Here is an 18,944-nt window from a genome sequence, read left to right as displayed (position 1 = left end):
TCGTATGTGCACGAGGAGAATCTCCATGAACAAGGGCGCGGACGCCGCAACAGGTGACCACAAGCGCGACGACGGCAAGGTACCCGGGCGCTTCATGCTGAAGCTGTCCGGAGAGGCGTTCGCCGGTGGCGGGGGGCTCGGTGTCGACCCCGACGTCGTACACGCCATCGCCCGGGAAATCGCGGCAGTCGTCCGCGACGGTGCGGAAATCGCGGTCGTCATCGGCGGCGGCAACTTCTTCCGCGGTGCCGAGCTCCAGCAGCGCGGCATGGACCGGGCCCGGTCCGACTACATGGGCATGCTCGGCACGGTCATGAACTGCCTGGCGCTCCAGGACTTCCTGGAGAAGGAGGGCATCGACTCCCGCGTCCAGACCGCCATCACCATGGGGCAGGTCGCGGAGCCGTACATCCCGCTGCGCGCCGTGCGCCACCTGGAGAAGGGCCGTGTCGTCATCTTCGGCGCCGGCATGGGGATGCCCTACTTCTCCACCGACACCACTGCCGCCCAGCGCGCCCTGGAGATCGACGCCCAGGGTCTGCTGATGGGCAAGAACGGGGTGGACGGGGTCTACGACTCCGACCCGAAGACCAACCCCGACGCGGTGAAGTTCGACGCCCTTGAGTACAGCGAGGTGCTCGCCCGCGATCTCAAGATCGCCGACGCCACCGCCATCACGCTCTGCCGCGACAACCAGCTGCCGATCCTCGTCTTCGAGCTGACCGCCACGGGCAATATCGCCCGCGCGGTCAAGGGTGAGAAGATCGGCACGCTCGTGAGTGACCAGGGCACCCGGGCCTGAGAACCGGGGGACCTTCCAGGGAAGTCGAGGGAAGGTCCGGGGCCTGCGGGGAACACCCCGGGACAGGTCCCGAAGGATGGACAACGGCCTGCCGGTCGGACACCGTGCAGGTGAGGACGCGACGCAGGACCCGCCGGGCCCGAGCACGCCGGGCCCACTCAAGACACGCAGGAGCACGTGGTGATCGAAGAAACCCTCCTTGAGGCCGAGGAGAAGATGGAGAAGGCCGTCGTCGTCGCGAAAGAGGACTTCGCCGCGATCCGTACCGGCCGTGCGCACCCGGCGATGTTCAACAAGATCGTCGCCGACTACTACGGCGCGCTGACCCCGATCAACCAGCTCGCCTCGTTCTCGGTGCCCGAGCCGCGCATGGCCGTCGTGACGCCGTTCGACAAGAGCGCGCTGCGCAACATCGAGCAGGCCATCCGCGACTCGGACCTCGGCGTCAACCCGAGCAACGACGGCAATATCATCCGGGTGACCTTCCCGGACCTCACCGAGGAGCGTCGCCGCGACTACATCAAGGTCGCGAAGACGAAGGCCGAGGACTCCAAGATCTCCATCCGGGCCGTGCGCCGCAAGGCCAAGGAGACGCTCGACAAGCTCGTCAAGGACAAGGAGTCCGGCGAGGACGAGGTGCGTCGCGCCGAGAAGGAGCTCGACGACACCACCGCGAAGTACGTCGCACAGGTTGACGAGCTGCTCAAGCACAAGGAAGCCGAGCTGCTCGAAGTCTGATGAACGACTCTTCCTGGGGCGCCCCGCAGGGAGCCGGCCGCTGGGGTGCGCCCGAGATGCAGGCAGCCCCGGCGGGTCCTGCATACGATGTGCATGACGCCCAGCAGACTCGGCCCATGCCCATAGTGCCGGACGTTTCCGACGCAGGTAGAGACGCTGACGACCGTGATGACCGGGACCAGGGGGCCGCACGCCTGAGCGGCGGCCCCCTGTTCCGTGACGAGAAGCCGCAGGAGCCCATGTCCACCGCGCCACCGCCCCCGCAGAAGAAACGTGCGGGCCGTGATCTGCGATCCGCAATAGGGGTCGGTGTGGGGCTCGGCGCCGTCATCGTCGCCTCGCTGTTCATCGTGAAGGCCGTCTTCGTCGGTGTGGTCGCCGTCGCCGTCGTCGTGGGCCTGTGGGAGCTCACCTCCCGGCTGGAGGAGCGCAAGGGCATCAAGGCGCCGCTCATCCCGTTGGCGGTCGGTGGCGCGGCGATGGTGGTGGCCGGATACGCACGGGGCGCCGAGGGCGCCTGGGTGGCGATGGCGCTGACCGCACTCGCGGTGCTCGTCTGGCGGATGACCGAACCGCCCGAGGGCTACCTCAAGGACGTCACGGCCGGCGTGTTCGCCGCGTTCTACGTACCGTTCCTGGCCACCTTCGTAGCCATGCTCCTGACCGCGGACGACGGCCCTCAGCGGGTGCTCACGTTCCTGCTGCTGACCGTGGTCAGCGACACGGGTGCGTACGCCGTCGGCTGGCGCTTCGGCAAGCACAAGCTCGCGCCGCGCATCAGCCCCGGAAAGACCCGCGAGGGCCTGTTCGGGGCTGTCGCCTTCGCGATGGTCGCCGGTGCGCTGTGCATGCAGTTCCTGATCGACGGCGGTTCCTGGTGGCAGGGACTGCTGCTGGGGCTCGCGGTCGCGGCCAGTGCCACTCTCGGTGACCTGGGCGAGTCGATGATCAAGCGGGACCTCGGGATCAAGGACATGGGCACGCTGCTGCCGGGCCACGGCGGCATCATGGACCGGCTGGACTCGCTGCTGCCGACCGCCCCGGTGGTCTGGCTGCTGCTGGTGCTGTTCGTGGGTTCCGGCTGACCCCGAGCTCTACTGTCCTGACCTGGGCTTTTACGAGTGAGGGTCCGTTGTCCACAGGGCGGCGGGCCCTCACTGTTGTGTCTGCGGCACTGGAAAAACCATGCCCAAGCCCGGAAAACTCAGCCGGGAACGGGGCGTAAACAGCGTTTGACCTGTGTGTTCTCCGTTGCCCGGCTGGCTCTTTACGCCGCTTGGGCCGCCTTTGGGCTTGGGCCGTCATCGCTCTCACTGCCGCGTTCGTACTGGAGATGCCGACGGCGGGCCGGTCGACGTGCATGGCGGTGATGGGGCTGACGATCAGATAGGGATTGGCGCTCAGCGGCCGGCGACGATGGCGCTCGACCAGCCAGTCCTTGACCGGCCGCAGGGCGAACTCGTCCAGGCAGACTTCGTGGTCGAGCCGATTCGGGCTGCGGATCCGCAGACGTTCTGTCGATCGGTTGAGATCGTCCGGCCGGATCCCGGCTCATCGTGGAGTACCTCGCTGACTGGCTGCGGCGCCCTTGCACTGTGTCGGGGAACCGGCGGGGCGGGGGAGGCGTTGTTCCGGCATGGTCCTGATGTTGGCCGTCTCCCTGCTGATGGCGTCCGTGATCGTCGTACCGCTGGTGCTTTCCGGGGCCCGGCGCCTGGTGCTGCGCACCGGCCGTCCCAGGTGGCTGCGACGACTTGTGGGCAAATTGACGACGGGCGGGGGCGGCAGCGGCGCGGGGGCGGCCGTCGCCGACGAGCTGGCCGCAGTCTTGAACCCGAACAAGCGGGTGGAGATCGAGCAGCGCCGCACGGAGCAGTTGGTACGTCATGACAGCGAGGCCGGTGCACCGCCACACGTCACCGGGGTGGACCTGACCACGGGGCGGGCTGTGATCAGGCGCCGCTAGACCTCTCGTGAGGAACGAGCGACCGCCGCGCCAACAGGTACAGCAGCGGCAAGAGCTGCTGGGTGTCCACAGATCAAACTGCGATGGCACGAATCCGCATCGGTCAGGACTCCATGGCAAACACTCAAGGTTCGCTGCCACTGGACAGCCGCCTTTGGTGTGATCGGTCACTGCCGTGCTCTCGGTCCTGGGCCGTCTGTGGGCCGTCGGAGGGCCGCCGATGACCACCGACGACGGCCAGCGACGACCGGCTGTGCTCCCGTCCGAGCTGGTGACGTCCTCTGGTACCACGGCGTGTCTGCGACACTGGAAGAACCATGCCTAAGCCCGGAGAACTCACTTTCGTCGCGCCCCGCGGAGCCAAGAAGCCGCCGCGGCACCTCGCCGACCTCACGCCCGCCGAGCGCAAGGAAGCCGTCGCCGCGATCGGCGAGAAGCCGTTCCGCGCCCAGCAGCTCTCGCAGCACTACTTCGCGCGGTACGCGCACGACCCGGCCGAGTGGACCAACATCCCGGCCGGTTCGCGGGACAAGCTCGCCGAGGCGATGTTCCCCGACCTGATGTCGGTGGTCCGCCACATCAGCTGTGACGACGACACCACTCGTAAGACGCTGTGGAAGCTGCACGACGGGACGCTCGTCGAGTCTGTCCTGATGCGTTATCCGGAGCGGGTGACGATGTGCATCTCGTCGCAGGCGGGATGCGGGATGAACTGCCCGTTCTGCGCCACGGGACAGGCCGGTCTCGACCGCAATCTGTCGACCGCGGAGATCGTCCACCAGATCGTGGACGGCATGCGCGCGCTGCGCGACGGGGAGGTTCCCGGTGGTCCGGCGCGGCTCTCCAACATCGTCTTCATGGGCATGGGCGAGCCGCTCGCCAACTACAACCGGGTGGTCGGCGCGATCCGCCGGCTGACCGACCCGGAGCCGGACGGGCTGGGGCTCTCGCAGCGCGGGATCACCGTCTCCACCGTGGGCCTGGTGCCCGCGATGCTCCGTTTCGCCGACGAGGGCTTCAAGTGCCGCCTCGCTGTCTCCCTGCACGCACCGGACGACGAGCTGCGCGACACGCTCGTCCCGGTGAACACGCGCTGGAAGGTGGGCGAGGTGCTGGACGCCGCGTGGGAGTACGCGGAGAAGTCCGGCCGCCGTGTCTCCATCGAGTACGCGCTGATCCGGGACATCAACGACCAGGCGTGGCGCGGTGACCGGCTCGGCCGGCTCCTCAAGGGCAAGCGGGTGCACGTCAATCTGATCCCGCTGAACCCGACGCCCGGATCCAAGTGGACCGCCTCGCGGCCCGAGGACGAGAAGGCTTTCGTCGAGGCGATCGCGGCACACGGAGTGCCGGTCACCGTGCGGGACACCCGCGGCCAGGAGATCGACGGGGCCTGTGGGCAGCTGGCGGCAGCCGAGCGCTGAGGCCACAACGTCCCGTGTAACCTGGGCCTGAAATCAACTTCATATTCCGACAGGGGAGCGCCACAGCGCTGAGAGTGCGGCACCGAGAACAGGTCGGCCGCAGACCCTCTGAACCTCGCCCGGGTCATTCCGGGTAGGAAGTTCGGTCATCAACTCATGCTGTTGCGCCCTGCCCGCTTCTCCAGGGGCGGGGCCGCGTCTCTTCCTGGCCAAAACCCAGGAGGAATCCACAATGAGCACCACCCGCAGAACCAAGCGGCTTGCGGCGACGGCTGTCGCCGCCGCGCTCGGCGTCACGGCACTGGCCGGATGCGGGAGTTCCGACACGTCGGACTCCGGTTCCGGCGGCACGAAGAGCTCCGGTTCGAAGACCGTGACTCTCGTCAGTCATGACTCCTTCAACGCCTCCAAGGATGTGCTCAAGGAGTTCACGGAGGAGACCGGGTACACCGTCAAGGTGCTGAAGAGCGGCGACGCGGGTGTCGCGCTCAACCAGGAGATCCTGACCAAGGGCTCCCCGCGCGGCGATGTGTTCTTCGGCGTCGACAACACCCTGCTCTCCCGCGCTCTCGACAGCGGTCTCTTCACGCCGTACGAGGCGAAGGGCCTCGACCAGGTGGCGGCCGGCACCCAACTGGACGCCGAGCACCGGGTCACCCCGATCGACACCGGCGACATCTGCATCAACTACGACAAGAAGTACTTCGCCGACAAGAAGCTCGCGCCGCCGCAGTCCTTCGACGACCTGGCGAAGCCCGCGTACAAGAACCTCCTCGTCACCGAGAACGCCGCGACCTCCTCGCCCGGCCTCGGCTTCCTCCTCGGCACCGTCGCCACCTACGGTGAGAAGGGCTACCAGGACTACTGGAAGAAGCTGAAGAGCAACGGCGTCAAGGTCGTCGACGGCTGGGAGCAGGCGTACAACGAGGAGTTCTCCGGCTCCGCGGGCGGCAAGAAGGCCAAGGCCGACCGGCCGCTCGTCGTCTCGTACGCCTCCAGCCCACCCGTCGAGGTGCTGTATGCGAAGCCGCAGCCGGCAAAGGCCCCGACCGGGGTCGCCACCGGGACCTGCTTCCGTCAGATCGAGTTCGCGGGTCTGCTGAACGGTGCGAAGAACGAGGCGGGCGGCAAGGCCCTGCTGGACTTCCTGATCAGCAAGAAGTTCCAGGAGGACATGCCGCTCAACATGTTCGTGAACCCGGTCACCAAGAGCGCGGAACTGCCGGAACTCTTCACGAAGTTCGGCGCGAAGGTGGACGAGCCGACGACCGTCGCCCCCGACCGGATCTCCAAGAACCGTGAGCAGTGGGTCCAGTCGTGGTCCTCGCTCGTAGTGAAGTAGCGAAGACTCCCGTACGCGGAACGGACGCGGGCGGGAAGAGCGAGCACGGGGAGGGGCCGCGCGGGAAGAGGCCGCGCGCCCGCTCCTGGCACGCGAACCCGGTGCGCGCAAAGGCGTGGCGGGGGAGCGCGGTGCGGCTCGGCCTGATGGCCGTGCCCGTCGCGTTCTTCGCGCTGTTCTTCGCCTACCCCGTCGCCGCGATCGTCGGCCGCGGGCTGAAGGCCGACGGCGTCTGGCAGTTCGGCCGGATCGGCGAGGTGCTGATCCGGCCGGACATTCGCGACGTCCTCTGGTTCACCACCTGGCAGGCGCTCGCCTCGACCGCGCTGACCCTGCTGATCGCGCTGCCCGGCGCCTATGTCTTCGCCCGCTTCGACTTCCCCGGCAAACAACTGCTGCGGGCGGTCGTCACCGTGCCGTTCGTCCTGCCGACCGTCGTCGTCGGGACCGCCTTCCTGGCGCTGCTGGGACGCGGCGGGTTCCTCGACGAACTCTGGGGCGTACGGCTCGACACCACCGTCTGGGCAATTCTGCTTGCCCATGTCTTCTTCAACTACGCGGTGGTCGTGCGGACCGTGGGCGGGCTGTGGTCACAGCTCGACCCGCGACAGGAGGAGGCCGCCCGGGTGCTGGGCGCCGGACGGTTCGCCGCCTGGCGGCGGGTCACCCTGCCGGCCCTCGCGCCCGCCGTGGCTGCCGCCGCGCTGATGGTCTTCCTCTTCACCTTCACCTCCTTCGGGGTCGTACAGATCCTCGGCGGCCCGGGGTACTCCACGCTGGAGGTGGAGATCTACCGGCAGACCGCCCAACTGCTCGCCCTGCCGACAGCCGCCGTGCTGACGCTGGTGCAGTTCGCCGCGGTCGGCGCGATCCTCGCCGTTCATGCGTGGACCGTACGGCGCAGGGAGACCGCGCTGAAGCTGGTCGACCCGGCACAGACCGCCCGCAGGCCGCGCGGCGCCGGGCAGTGGGCGCTGCTCTGCGGGGTGCTGCTGACCGTGCTCGTGCTGATACTGCTGCCGCTCGGGGTGCTGGTCGAGCGCTCGCTGGACACACCTGGCGGCCATGGCTTCGACTTCTACCGCGCCCTGCGGTCCGCCGACGCCGGCGGCGGTACGTTCCTGGTCGCCCCGCTCGAAGCGATCTGGAACTCAACTCAGTACGCACTGGTCGCGACCGTCATCGCGCTGGTCATCGGCGGGCTCGCCGCCGCGGCGCTGACCCGGCGCGGGGGGCGGCTCGTCCGCGGCTTCGACGCCTTGCTGATGCTGCCGCTCGGGGTGTCCGCGGTCACCGTCGGCTTCGGCTTTCTGATCACCCTGGACAAGCCGCCGCTGGATCTGCGGACTTCATGGATTCTGGTGCCGCTCGCCCAGGCGCTGGTCGGTGTGCCCTTCGTCGTACGGACCATGCTGCCGGTCCTGCGGGCGGTGGACGGCCGGCTGAGGGAGGCGGCCGCGGTGCTCGGGGCGTCACCCCTGCGGGCCTGGCGGGAGGTCGATCTGCCGCTGGTGCGGCGGGCGTTGCTGGTCGCGGCCGGGTTCGCGTTCGCCGTGTCGCTCGGTGAGTTCGGCGCGACGGTGTTCATCGCTCGGCCCGACCGCCCGACGCTGCCGGTGGCCGTGGCCCGTCTGCTGGGGCGGGCCGGGGAGCTCAACTACGGCCAGGCGATGGCCCTCAGCACCATTCTGATGGCGGTCTGCGCCCTGTCGCTGCTGCTGCTCGAACGTATCCGCACGGACCGATCCGGGGAGTTCTAGAGATGCTGACACTGGAATCGGCCACGGTCCGCTTCGGTGCGCGGGCGGCACTCGACAGGGTGGATCTGGAGGTCGCCGAGCACGAGATCGTGTGCGTGCTGGGGCCGAGCGGCAGCGGCAAGTCGACCCTGCTGCGGGTGGTCGCCGGACTGCACCCGCCGGACGGCGGCCGGGTGCTGCTGGACGGCGCGGACCAGGCCGGGGTGCCGGTGCACCGGCGTGGACTCGGCCTGATGTTCCAGGACCACCAGCTCTTCCCGCACCGGGATGTCGGCGCCAATGTCGCCTTCGGGCTGCGGATGCGCGGGGTGTCGCGGCGCGATCAGGAGCGCAGGGTCGGTGAACTCCTCGACCTGGTGGGCCTGCCCGGCTCCGAACGACGGGCCGTCGCCGCGCTGTCCGGCGGTGAGCAGCAGCGTGTCGCCCTCGCGAGGGCGCTCGCGCCGAGCCCGAAGCTGCTGATGCTGGACGAGCCGCTCGGCCAGCTCGACCGCGGGCTGCGTGAACGGCTCGTCGTCGAACTGCGCACTCTCTTCGGACGGTTGGGTACGACGGTGCTCGCCGTCACCCACGACCAGGGCGAGGCGTTCGCCCTCGCCGACCGGGTGGTCGTGATGCGCGACGGGCGGATCGCCCAGGTGGGCACCCCATTGGAGGTCTGGCAGCAGCCCGCCTCCGCCTTCGTCGCCCGGTTCCTCGGCTTCGACAACGTGGTGGAGGCGACGGTGGCCGGTACGACCGCCGACACGGTGTGGGGCAAGGTGCCGGTGCCCAAGGGATCGCCGCAGGGGGCGTGCGATCTGCTGGTGCGCCCGTCCGGGGTCCGGATCGGCTCCCCGGACGGGGGGCTGCGCTGCACGGTCCGGACGCGTACGTTCCGGGGCAACCGTGTCGCCGTACAGCTGACGCCGGTGGGCGGTCCGGTCCTGGAGGCGGAGTGTGCGCTGCGGGACGCCCCGGAGGAGGGCGCGACGGTCGGGGTCGGCTTCGACGCGGCGGAGACCGTCGTCCTGCCCGCCGTCTTCTGACCGGCCTCGCGCGTCCGGCGCCGGGTTCACTCGACCGGCCGAGCCGTGTCCGACGATCGTGCCCGCAGTCTCCCGGCGTCCGGAACTGCTGGAGCGGCCCGGACCGATCACACGCGGCAGGTCGGCGCAGTGGTGTCCGTGCAAGCTGGGGGAGGACATGCGGCAGACCCGGGAACGACTCCGAGAAGGACGGGAACAATGACTCAGTCAGCACGCGAGGGCATCGACATCACCCGCATCCTCGACGCCCCGCGGGAACTGGTCTTCGAGGCATGGACGACGCCCGAGCACTTCGCCGCCTGGTACGGCGGGGACGCCGAGGTGCCGCTCGACCGGGTGTCGATGGATGTCAGGCCGGGCGGCGCCTGGAGCCTGGTCCTCGTGGTGCCGGGCACCGAGATGCCCTTCCACGGGGTCTACCGCGAGGTCCTTGCCCCCGAGCGGTTGGTGTTCACGCTGAAGGACGCCACCGCACCCGCCGGCATCGAGGGCGAGACCGTCACCGTCACCTTCACCGACCGCGGCGACAAGACCACCGAAATGGTCTTCAAGCAGCGCGGCGGCAACCTCACGGCAGAGCAGTACGCGGCCGCCGAGGACGGCTGGGAGGCCTTCTTCGACGCGCTCGTGGCCCGTCTCGCGTCCCTCTGAAACGGCCTCGGCCTACCGCTTCGCCGACAACCGGGCGAGCGCCCCGGCGGCCTCGTCCACCGTGTCGACGAGCGCGATCGGCCGGCTGCCGGCCAGCGCGCGCAGCAGTGGCCACACGGGCAGGCACCGGCCTTACCGGTGGCCGGCAGGGCGGCCCCCCGGTCCGTCAGGTCGACGGACTGGACCCGGTGTCCGGCCAGCCTCCCGGAGGCGACCACCGCGTCGAATTCGGCGAGCGACTCGATCTCCGGGCCGGGTACGGGATTGCTGTCGTCCGGGTTGTCCACATTGTCATGCTACGTAGCGGCCGAGGTGCACGGGCGTGGCCGGGACCCGGCGTCCTCAGGCCGTCAGCGGCAGCGCCGCCAGCTCGGCGACCAGCCAGGTCAACGGGGCGAAGACGACGAGCAGCGCGGCGGCGCGCAGGGCCGTCGCGGCCCACAGTACCGAGGCCGGGGCACCCAGCCGCAGCAGCGCCCGCGCCGTCCGGGTGCGGTTCTGCTTCGCCTCCAGCGCCGAGGTCAGCAGCGTCGCCGACGTACAGCCGAGGACGAGCACCGCGCCCAGTGCCGTGAGCGGGCCGAAGGGGCGCGGCCCCGTCCCGTACAGCGCGTAGGCGGCGATCACCGCGGAGAGCACCGCACAGACCACACCGAGCGGCCCGCCGATCCGGCGCGCTTCGCCCATCAGCGCCCGGCCGGCCAGCAGCCGTACGGCGCCGGGCCGCACCGCCTGGAGCAGCCGCCCGCAGAGATATGCCAGGCCGGGTCCGGCCATGGCCAGGCCGATCGCCGTCAGCGTCCACCCTGCCAGCACTCCGGCCGGGGTGGCGTCGAACCTGCCGGGGAGCGGGAGCAGGCTGCGCCCCTCGTCGCGGCTCAGGTACGCCTCCACGGCGAGGCCGGCCGCGATCAGCGCCACCCCCCACGGCAGCCCGGTCGGGGGCGTCACCGAAGCGGGTGGCCGGTCCTCCGGCACGTCGTCCGGGACCGTCGCCGAGACCGGCCGGGCACGCAGCGCCAGCCCGCACGCCGTGGCCGCGGCCACCGGGGCCAGGGCCAGCAGCACGAGTACGGCCGCAAGCGGCAGCGGGGCGTCCGCGTCGAGCAGCCCTGCCGCCGCACCGTCGAACGGCAGCCCGGACAGATTGCCGCGCAGATGCAGGAAGAGCAGCAGCGCCACCATCGACCCGAGGGTGCAGGAGACGGCGGTGGAGACCGCGGCGAGCACCGTGAGCCTGACCGGCCCGAGGCCCACGGCGGACAGCCCGGAGCGTGGCCGGGTGCTCGGGTCCGTACGGGCCACCGCGACCGCGAACTGCACGGTGGCGGCGAGCGGTACGAAGCACCACAGCAGCCGCAGCACGGCCGCGGCGGAGTGCGCCGGGTGCCCCGATGCGTAGCCCAGGGCGCACAGCAGCAGGAAGCCGACCCCGGCGGAGGCGGCCGCGACCAGCAGTCGCCGCATCAGGGCCAGTGGATGGGTACTCCGGGCTAGACGGAGAGCGAGCACGCCGCCCTGCCCTCCGCATCGGATACGCCGGGCAGGGCGACGGTGGCGACGGGGCGGCCGTCCAGCAACGGGACCGTACGGTCGGCGAGGGTGGCGACCTCCGCGTCATGGGTGGCGAGCACGACCGTGATGCCGTGCGAGCGGGCCGCGCTGGTGAGGGTGCGCAGCACATGCGTCCGGTCGGCGCGGTGCAGGGCCGCGGTCGGTTCGTCGGCGAAGATCACCGAGGGAGAGGCGGCCAGCGCGCGGGCCACGGCGATCCGCTGGCGCTGCCCCTGGAGCAGCGTGTGCGGCCGCTTCTTGGCGCACACGCCGATGTCCAGCCGCTCCAGCCACTCCAGCCCGGTCTTCTTCGCCTCCCGGTGCGGGGCGCCGCGCAGCAGCAGCGGAAGAGCCACGTTCTCCCAGGCGTTCAGCTCCGGTACGAGCTGGGGCTCGGGGGCGATCCAGCCGAACTTGTCGCGGCGCAGCCGTTCGCGCAAGCGGGGGCCCATGGTGTGGACGGGGACGCTGTTGAACCACACCTCGCCCTGCTGGGGCACCAGTTGACCGGAGAGGCAGTGCAGCAGGGTCGTCTTGCCGCTGCCCCTGGGGCCGGTCACGGCGAGGATCTCGCCGTCGTGGACACCCACGGAGACTCCACTGAGTGCGGGTGAGCCGTTGTGGGAGTGGTGCAGGGAACGCGCCCAGATCACGTCGTTGTCCGGCGGGGCCTCCATGGCGTACTCCTCGGTTCAGATCGTATGTCCCGTCCCCCTTACGGGGGAACGAAGAGGGTGCCGATCGGTCACTCGGCACCGTAAGGATTCGAACCGCGGTGTGGGCACAGCACACGGCCCGGGTGCGCTCCATCCCACTCGAATGGGCGCATCCGGGCCGTGTGGACCGTATGAAATGACCGCTGGAGGCCGGTCAAGCGGTGGTCAACCGGTGGTCAAGCCGCAGGGCCGTCCGGCCGATCATGGCCGGAGGGATCCTGGCCCGTCGGGCGGACGGGCGGACAGGGGCGATCGGCTGCCCGGTCCGTGGCCGGTCAGCCGATCGAACGGCCGGTCAGAGCTTGGTCCACGCCTCGGTGAGGACGGTCCGCAGAATGCCCTCGATCTCGTCGAACGTCGACTGGTCGGAGACCAGCGGCGGCGCGAGCTGGACGACCGGGTCGCCGCGGTCGTCGGCCCGGCAGTACAGGCCGTTGTCGTACAGCGCCTTGGAGAGGAAGCCGTACAGGACGCGCTCGGTCTCCTCGTCGCTGAAGGTCTCCTTGGTGGCCTTGTCCTTCACCAGCTCGATGCCGTAGAAGAAGCCGTTGCCGCGGACATCGCCGACGATCGGCAGGTCGAGCAGCTTCTGCAGCGTCGTGTAGAAGGCGTTCTCGTTGTCCAGGACGTGCTGGTTGAGGCCCTCGCGCTCGAAGATGTCGAGGTTGGCGAGGCCGACCGCCGCGGAGACCGGGTGGCCACCGAAGGTGTAGCCGTGCAGGAAGGTGTTGCCACCCTCGTAGAACGGCGCGGCGATGCGGTCCGAGACGATGCAGGCACCGATCGGGGAGTAGCCCGAGGTCATGCCCTTGGCGCAGGTGATCATGTCCGGCACGTAGCCGAACTTGTCGCAGGCGAACATCGTGCCGAGACGGCCGAAGGCGCAGATGACCTCGTCGGAGACGAGCAGCACGTCGTACTTGTCGCAGATCTCGCGCACGCGCTGGAAGTATCCGGGCGGCGGCGGGAAGCAGCCGCCTGCGTTCTGCACCGGCTCCAGGAAGACCGCGGCGACGGTGTCCGGGCCCTCGAAGAGGATCTCCTGCTCGATCTGGTCGGCGGCCCAGCGGCCGAAGGCCTCCGGGTCGTCGCCGTGGATCGGGGCGCGGTAGATGTTCGTGTTCGGCACCTTGTGCGCGCCGGGGACCAGCGGCTCGAAGGGGGCCTTCAGAGCCGGCAGGCCGGTGATCGACAGGGCGCCCTGCGGGGTGCCGTGGTAGGCGACCGCACGCGAGATGACCTTGTACTTGGTCGGCTTGCCCTGGAGCTTGAAGTACTGCTTGGCCAGCTTCCAGGCGGTCTCCACGGCTTCGCCGCCACCGGTGGTGAAGAAGACCTTGTTGAGGTCGCCCGGCGCGTAGTCGGCGAGGCGCTCGGCCAGCTCGACGGCCTTCGGGTGGGCGTAGGACCACACCGGGAAGAAGCCCAGCTCCTGGCCCTGCTTGTACGCCGCCTCGGCGAGCTCGTGACGGCCGTGACCGGCGTTGACCACGAACAGGCCGGACAGGCCGTCGAGGTAGCGCTTGCCCTGGTCGTCGTAGATGTAGGTGCCCTCGCCACGCACGATGGTGGGAACGGGCGCGTTCTCGTAGTCCGACATGCGGGTGAAATGCATCCACAGGTGGTCGTACGCGGTTCGGCTGAGGTCCTTGCTCACGGCTATCGGGTTCCCCACATATAGGTCTGCTTCTTGAGCTTCAGGTACACAAAGCTCTCGGTGGAGCGCACACCGGGGATGGCCCGGATGCGTTTGTTGATCGTTTCCAGCAGGTGGTCGTCGTCCTCGCAGACGATCTCCACCATCAGGTCGAAGGAGCCCGCGGTCATCACCACGTACTCGCACTCGGCCATGGCCGACAGCGCCTCGGCGACGGGATCGAGGTCGCCGTCGACATTGATGCCGACCATCGCCTGTCGTCGGAATCCCACGGTGAGCGGGTCCGTGACGGCGACGATCTGCATCACGCCCTGGTCGAGCAGCTTCTGGACGCGCTGCCGCACGGCCGCCTCGGAGAGGCCGACGGCCTTGCCGATCGCGGCGTACGGACGACGCCCGTCCTCCTGGAGCTGCTCGATGATTGCGAGGGATACGGCATCGACCGCTGGGGACGATCCGTTCCCTGTCCTGGAGTCTGCGCTGCGACTGGCCACGCATCCACTGTGCACCGGGACTCGTCGGTCTGGCAACCCCAGATCGATGAAATTCGTTGTCTGAGGGCCTCAATCTCACTGAATCCGAAGTTCACGGTGGTTGGGCATGTCGAAAGCGACACCTGAGCGACTAGGCTGGGCATCTCATCCATTGGACGTGTCGACAGGAGGGGTGGTTGTGACCACCGAGGTGCGCCGTCTGCGCAACTACATCAACGGAGAGTTCCGGGACGCCGCTGACGGGCGGACCATCGACGTGGTCAACCCGGCGACGGAAGAGGTCTACGCGACCTCGCCGCTCTCCGGCCAGGCCGATGTCGATGCCGCGATGGACGCCGCCGCGGCCGCTTTCCCCGCCTGGCGCGACGCCACGCCCGCCGAGCGCCAGAAGGCCCTGCTGAAGATCGCGGACGCCTTCGAGGAGCGCGCCGAGGACCTCATCGCCGCCGAGTCGGAGAACACGGGCAAGCCGATCGAGCTCACCCGCACCGAAGAGATCCCGCCGATGGTGGACCAGATCCGCTTCTTCGCGGGTGCCGCGCGGATGCTCGAAGGCCGCTCGGCCGGCGAGTACATGGAGGGCCTCACCTCGATCATCCGCCGCGAGCCGGTCGGCGTCTGCGCGCAGGTCGCACCGTGGAACTACCCGATGATGATGGCCGTCTGGAAGTTCGCCCCGGCGCTCGCCGCGGGCAACACCGTCGTCATCAAGCCGTCCGACACCACCCCGGCGTCGACCGTGCTGATCGCCGAGATCATCGGCCAGATCCTCCCCAAGGGTGTCTTCAACGTCATCTGCGGCGACCGCGACACCGGCCGCGCGATGGTCGAGCACCCGACCCCGGCGATGGCCTCCATCACCGGTTCGGTACGGGCCGGCATGCAGGTCGCCGAGTCCGCCGCCAAGGACGTCAAGCGGGTGCACCTGGAGCTCGGCGGCAAGGCCCCGGTCGTCGTGTTCGAGGACACCGACATCGCCAAGGCCGTCGAGGGCATCTCCGTCGCGGGCTTCTTCAACGCGGGCCAGGACTGTACGGCCGCGACCCGCGTCCTGGTCCACGAGTCCATCCACGACGAGTTCGTCACCGCCCTCGCCAAGGCCGCCGCCGACACCAAGACGGGGCAGCCGGACGACGAGGACGTGCTGTACGGCCCGCTCAACAACGCCAACCAGCTGAAGCAGGTCAGCGGCTTCATCGAGCGGCTCCCCGCCCACGCCAAGGTCGAGGCGGGCGGCCACCGGGTCGGCGAGAAGGGGTACTTCTACGCCCCGACCGTCGTCTCCGGCCTCCAGCAGGACGACGAGATCATCCAGAACGAGGTCTTCGGCCCGGTCATCACCGTCCAGAAGTTCACGGACGAGGCCCAGGCCGTCGCGTACGCCAACGGTGTCGAGTACGCCCTGGCCTCCTCGGTGTGGACCAAGGACCACTCCCGCGCCATGCGGATGTCCAAGAACCTCGACTTCGGCTGCGTGTGGATCAACACCCACATTCCGCTCGTCGCCGAGATGCCGCACGGCGGGTTCAAGAAGTCCGGCTACGGCAAGGACCTCTCCGCGTACGGCTTCGAGGACTACACCCGCATCAAGCACGTCATGACCTCGCTCGACGACTGATCCCTGGTCAGTTACGGTGTGCGGCCCCGGGCATGAGCCCGGGGCCGTTTCCGTCCGGCATCGGCATCGGCATCGACAGGGTGTGCGGACGGAGCGTGTGCTGCTGGACGATTGGTCCATTGCCCCCGCCGCCGGCCGACCGGCATCCTGCGCAGGTGCGAGGAACCCCGAAGAACCCCATGTCCCGCCGGTCCCTGCTGCGCGCCTTCGGGGCCACAGCGGCCGGTGTCACGCTGGCCGGCTGCGGAGTGCCCGCCGCCTATGTGGAGCCCGGTGACCGCGCCGGACGAGACACATCGGCGCGTGACCACTCCCTGCACTTCGCGAACTGGCCCCTGTACATCGACACCGACGACGAGGACACGTCGAAGCGGCCCACCCTCGACGCTTTCAGCAAGCGGACCGGGATCTTTGTCACGTACACCGAGGAGATCAACGACAACGACGAGTTCTTCGGGAAGATCAGCCCGGCGCTGATGAATCACCAGGGGACGGGCCGCGACCTGATCGTCATCAGCGACTGGATGGCCGCACGGTTCGTCCGGCTCGGCTGGGTCCAGGAGATGGACCGGGCCAAGCAGCCCAATGTGACGAAGTACCTCGATCCGCAGCTGCGCTCGCCCGCCTTCGACAAGGGCCGGATGCACAGCGTCCCCTGGCAGTCCGGGATCACCGGCATCGCGTACAACCGCAAGAAGCTCGGCCGAGAGATCAAGCACATGAGCGATCTGTGGGCGGACGACCTGCGCGGCAAGGTGACGCTGCTGTCCGGGCTCGACGAGTCCTTCGCCCTTCTGATGCAGGGCAACGGCGTCGACATCACCCGCTGGAAGCGGGACGACTTCTACGAGGTGTGCGACCAGGTGGAGAAGCTGGTGAAGAAGAGGCACATCCGCCGCTTCACCGGCAACGACTACATCAAGGACCTGTCGACCGGCGATGTGCTCGCATGCCAGGCCTATTCCGGCGATGTCATCCAGCTGCAGGCGGACAACCCGGAGATCGAGTTCGTGGTGCCGGAGGAGGGCGCCGAACTCTGGGCGGAGTCCCTCATGATCCCCAACCTCGCCCGCCACAAGCGCAATGCCGAGAAGCTCATCGACTACTACTACGAGCCGGAGGTGGCCGCGGAGCTGGCGACCTGGGTCAATTACGTCTGCCCCGTCCCGGCCGCCCGAGAGGTGCTGGCCTCCTCCAAGGACGAGGAGGCCGCCGCGCTCGCCGAGGACCCGCTGATCTTCCCCGACGACGCCATGCGCAAACGGCTGGCGATCGCCCGGGACATCACCTCGGAGGAGCGCACCGAGTTCGCCAAGAAGTGGAACTCCGTCGTCGGCTTGTGAAGCCCTGCCAGGGGTGACGTAAAGAGCCGGTAAACCCCGGCGTACGCTGCGGACATGAGCGAGCGACGCGCCCTGCAGAGGCGTATACGCGTGTGGTTGGTCGTCTTCATCGTCTGTCTGGTACTGAGCGGGCTGACCGCCTTCCCGCTCGTCCACGAACTCCGCTGGGCCGAGGAGCTGCTGAGCTCCTCGGCCTCGCCCGTCCCCGAGCACTTCCCGGCCCTGATGGAGTGGATCACCCGGGTCCGCACCGGTCTCGACGAGGCCGACGCGAAGTACCCCTTCGTGCTGTACGGCACCGACTGGCTGGCCTTCGCGCACCTCGTCATCGCGGTCGCCTTCTACGGCCCCTACCGAGACCCGGTCCGTAACATCTGGGTCATCGAGTTCGGCATGATCGCCTGCGCCGGGATCATCCCGCTCGCGCTGATCTGCGGACCGATCCGCGACATTCCCTTCTGGTGGTCGGTCATCGACATGTCGTTCGGGGTCTTCGGGGTGATCCCGCTGCTCGTCGTACGTCGCATGATCAAGCGGCTGGAGGCCATGGAGCGGACACCGCAGCCGGTGCCCGCCCCGACGGCCGCGCCGGCGGGCTGAGTCAGCCGGACGACGGGGTGCCGAAGGCGGCCACCACGATGTTCATCGCCGTGGGATTCATGCCCTCACCCTTCGCGTCCGTCGCGTTGACGCTGTAGACGAGGGTCCGGGAGAGATCACGGGTGGCCGCAATGGCCGTGTTGTAGCCCCAGCGGCCACCCGTCTTGCCCCAGACCTCGCGCCCGCCCAGCTTCATCACCGACAGACCCACGCTGTACGCGGCAGGGCCGCCCGTGCCGTACTCGCGCACCGACGCGCCGGGCAGCGTGAACATCTCCTCCAGCAGCGGACCGCCCACCACCTGCCCGCGGAACAGCGCCCGGGTGAAGTGCTCCAGGTCGGCGGTGGTGGAGATCAGGTCACCCGCCGCCCAGGCGTCCGTCGCCCCCCACACCGACACATCGCGCAGCTCGTTGGTCCCGTCGGTCCCGGTGAAGATCTGGTAGCCGTGGTTGTACGGGCCGCGGATCGTCGGGTCGGTGCCGGGGAAGTACGTGTCCTTCAGGTGCAGAGGCTTCAGGATGCGGCGGGAGACCTCCGCCGCGTAGGTGTGGCCGGTGACCTTCTCGATCAGCAGGCCCGCCACGGTGTAGCCGATGTTGGCGTAGTGCTGCTGCGTACCGGGCGCGAAGTCCGGCTCGTGGGACGTGGCTTCGCGTACCGTGTCCGCCGCGTCGTGCAGGTCGAAGCGGTGCGCGTACCACTCGTCCAGGGTGTCGCCGCCGGAGCCGACGGACGGGATGCCGCTGGTGTGGTTCAGCAACTGGCGCACCGTGACCTTCCGGTACGTCGCGGGGATCAGCTCCGGCAGATAGTGCCGGGCCGGGCGGTTCAGGTCGAGCCTCCCCTCGCCTGCCAACTGGAGCACGACGGCGGCAGTGAAGACCTTGGTGACCGAACCGGCCCGGAAGCGGGCGTCCCGGTCCGCCGGACGGTTGGACTCCAGGTCATGGACGCCGGAACCGCCCCGCCAGTTGCCGTCGGTGCCCGCGACGCGTACGAGTGCGGCCGTGGCGTCGGCCTTCGGCAGCCCGGCGATCGCGGCGCGCAGGGCCTGCGCGTCCAGGGCCTTGGCGTCCGGCGTCTCCTGGACGGGCGTGATGGCGGCCACCGGAGCGCGGGCCGCCGCGAGCGCCGGTCCGGCCGGACCGGTGGCGATGCCGAGGACCAGGGCGGTGGCGACGGCAGTACGGGTGGCGCGGGCGTTCATGTCAGGTGCCCCCTGGGCGTTGGGATCCTCAACTGCTTCTG

Annotated in this window: 17 protein-coding genes; 12 read left to right on the top strand and 5 right to left on the bottom strand. The window is 69.3% G+C overall.

Annotation, left to right across the window (positions count from 1 at the left end; genetic code table 11):
• Positions 1 to 25: 25 nt before the first annotated feature.
• The 9 genes from pyrH to IEZ15_RS21975 all read left to right on the top strand — a co-directional run bounded on the left by pyrH (position 26) and on the right by IEZ15_RS21975 (position 9,711).
• On the top strand, positions 26 to 802 hold the full coding sequence (gene pyrH, locus IEZ15_RS22015) for a UMP kinase (RefSeq protein ID WP_114246924.1): 777 nt from the start codon (positions 26 to 28) through the stop codon (positions 800 to 802).
• A 180-nt stretch (positions 803 to 982) separates the two neighbouring features.
• A complete protein-coding gene (gene frr / locus IEZ15_RS22010) occupies positions 983 to 1,540 on the top strand; it encodes a ribosome recycling factor (protein WP_093899080.1) in 558 nt (185 codons plus the stop codon).
• A complete protein-coding gene (locus tag IEZ15_RS22005) occupies positions 1,540 to 2,625 on the top strand; it encodes a phosphatidate cytidylyltransferase (RefSeq protein ID WP_114246925.1) in 1,086 nt (361 codons plus the stop codon). Before frr ends, IEZ15_RS22005 begins: the two co-directional genes overlap by 1 nt.
• A gap of 551 nt (positions 2,626 to 3,176) precedes the next feature.
• Entirely contained in the window at positions 3,177 to 3,506 is a 330-nt protein-coding gene (locus tag IEZ15_RS22000) for a DUF6191 domain-containing protein (protein WP_157987174.1), read from the top strand.
• A 317-nt stretch (positions 3,507 to 3,823) separates the two neighbouring features.
• A complete protein-coding gene (gene rlmN / locus IEZ15_RS21995; protein ID WP_114246927.1) occupies positions 3,824 to 4,930 on the top strand; it encodes a dual-specificity RNA methyltransferase RlmN in 1,107 nt (368 codons plus the stop codon).
• 232 nt (positions 4,931 to 5,162) lie between these two features.
• The gene (locus IEZ15_RS21990) at positions 5,163 to 6,272 is read left to right on the top strand and encodes a thiamine ABC transporter substrate-binding protein (protein ID WP_189279049.1); all 1,110 of its coding nucleotides are present in this window, start codon (positions 5,163 to 5,165) and stop codon (positions 6,270 to 6,272) included.
• Between the two features lie 146 nt (positions 6,273 to 6,418).
• Positions 6,419 to 8,032, top strand: a complete 1,614-nt coding sequence (locus IEZ15_RS21985) for an ABC transporter permease (protein WP_114249327.1) — start codon at positions 6,419 to 6,421, stop codon at positions 8,030 to 8,032.
• A gap of 2 nt (positions 8,033 to 8,034) precedes the next feature.
• Entirely contained in the window at positions 8,035 to 9,060 is a 1,026-nt protein-coding gene (locus IEZ15_RS21980; RefSeq protein ID WP_189279048.1) for an ABC transporter ATP-binding protein, read from the top strand.
• A gap of 198 nt (positions 9,061 to 9,258) precedes the next feature.
• Complete coding sequence (locus IEZ15_RS21975) at positions 9,259 to 9,711, top strand: SRPBCC family protein (RefSeq protein WP_189279047.1); 453 nt, start codon at positions 9,259 to 9,261, stop codon at positions 9,709 to 9,711.
• Between the two features lie 342 nt (positions 9,712 to 10,053).
• Here IEZ15_RS21975 and IEZ15_RS21970 read toward each other — a convergent pair whose 3' ends face one another.
• From IEZ15_RS21970 to IEZ15_RS21955, 4 genes are all read right to left on the bottom strand, one after another.
• The gene (locus tag IEZ15_RS21970; RefSeq protein WP_189279046.1) at positions 10,054 to 11,223 is read right to left on the bottom strand and encodes a hypothetical protein; all 1,170 of its coding nucleotides are present in this window, start codon (positions 11,221 to 11,223) and stop codon (positions 10,054 to 10,056) included.
• The gene (locus IEZ15_RS21965; protein ID WP_114246932.1) at positions 11,205 to 11,942 is read right to left on the bottom strand and encodes an ABC transporter ATP-binding protein; all 738 of its coding nucleotides are present in this window, start codon (positions 11,940 to 11,942) and stop codon (positions 11,205 to 11,207) included. Before IEZ15_RS21965 ends, IEZ15_RS21970 begins: the two co-directional genes overlap by 19 nt.
• 334 nt (positions 11,943 to 12,276) lie before the next feature.
• Positions 12,277 to 13,656, bottom strand: coding sequence for an aspartate aminotransferase family protein (locus tag IEZ15_RS21960; RefSeq protein WP_189279045.1), 1,380 nt, complete (start codon positions 13,654 to 13,656; stop codon positions 12,277 to 12,279).
• The gene (locus tag IEZ15_RS21955; RefSeq protein ID WP_176740396.1) at positions 13,641 to 14,132 is read right to left on the bottom strand and encodes an Lrp/AsnC family transcriptional regulator; all 492 of its coding nucleotides are present in this window, start codon (positions 14,130 to 14,132) and stop codon (positions 13,641 to 13,643) included. Before IEZ15_RS21955 ends, IEZ15_RS21960 begins: the two co-directional genes overlap by 16 nt.
• Before the next feature lie 178 nt (positions 14,133 to 14,310).
• Here IEZ15_RS21955 and IEZ15_RS21950 point away from each other — a divergent pair, with 178 nt between their 5' ends.
• The 3 genes from IEZ15_RS21950 to IEZ15_RS21940 all read left to right on the top strand — a co-directional run bounded on the left by IEZ15_RS21950 (position 14,311) and on the right by IEZ15_RS21940 (position 17,693).
• Positions 14,311 to 15,750 (top strand): gamma-aminobutyraldehyde dehydrogenase, encoded by a 1,440-nt coding sequence (locus IEZ15_RS21950; RefSeq protein WP_093899070.1) that lies wholly within the window; start codon positions 14,311 to 14,313, stop codon positions 15,748 to 15,750.
• A gap of 179 nt (positions 15,751 to 15,929) precedes the next feature.
• On the top strand, positions 15,930 to 17,093 hold the full coding sequence (locus tag IEZ15_RS21945) for an ABC transporter substrate-binding protein (RefSeq protein ID WP_114246933.1): 1,164 nt from the start codon (positions 15,930 to 15,932) through the stop codon (positions 17,091 to 17,093).
• A gap of 54 nt (positions 17,094 to 17,147) precedes the next feature.
• A complete protein-coding gene (locus IEZ15_RS21940) occupies positions 17,148 to 17,693 on the top strand; it encodes a hypothetical protein (protein WP_189279044.1) in 546 nt (181 codons plus the stop codon).
• A gap of 1 nt (position 17,694) precedes the next feature.
• On the opposite strand, the gene IEZ15_RS21935 is transcribed toward IEZ15_RS21940, so the two are convergent.
• Positions 17,695 to 18,903, bottom strand: coding sequence for a serine hydrolase domain-containing protein (locus tag IEZ15_RS21935; RefSeq protein WP_189279043.1), 1,209 nt, complete (start codon positions 18,901 to 18,903; stop codon positions 17,695 to 17,697).
• Positions 18,904 to 18,944 lie beyond the last annotated feature (41 nt).

The organism is Streptomyces atratus (assembly GCF_014648655.1).
GTDB lineage: Bacteria > Actinomycetota > Actinomycetes > Streptomycetales > Streptomycetaceae > Streptomyces > Streptomyces atratus.
This window is presented reverse-complemented; position numbering and strand designations above follow the sequence as displayed.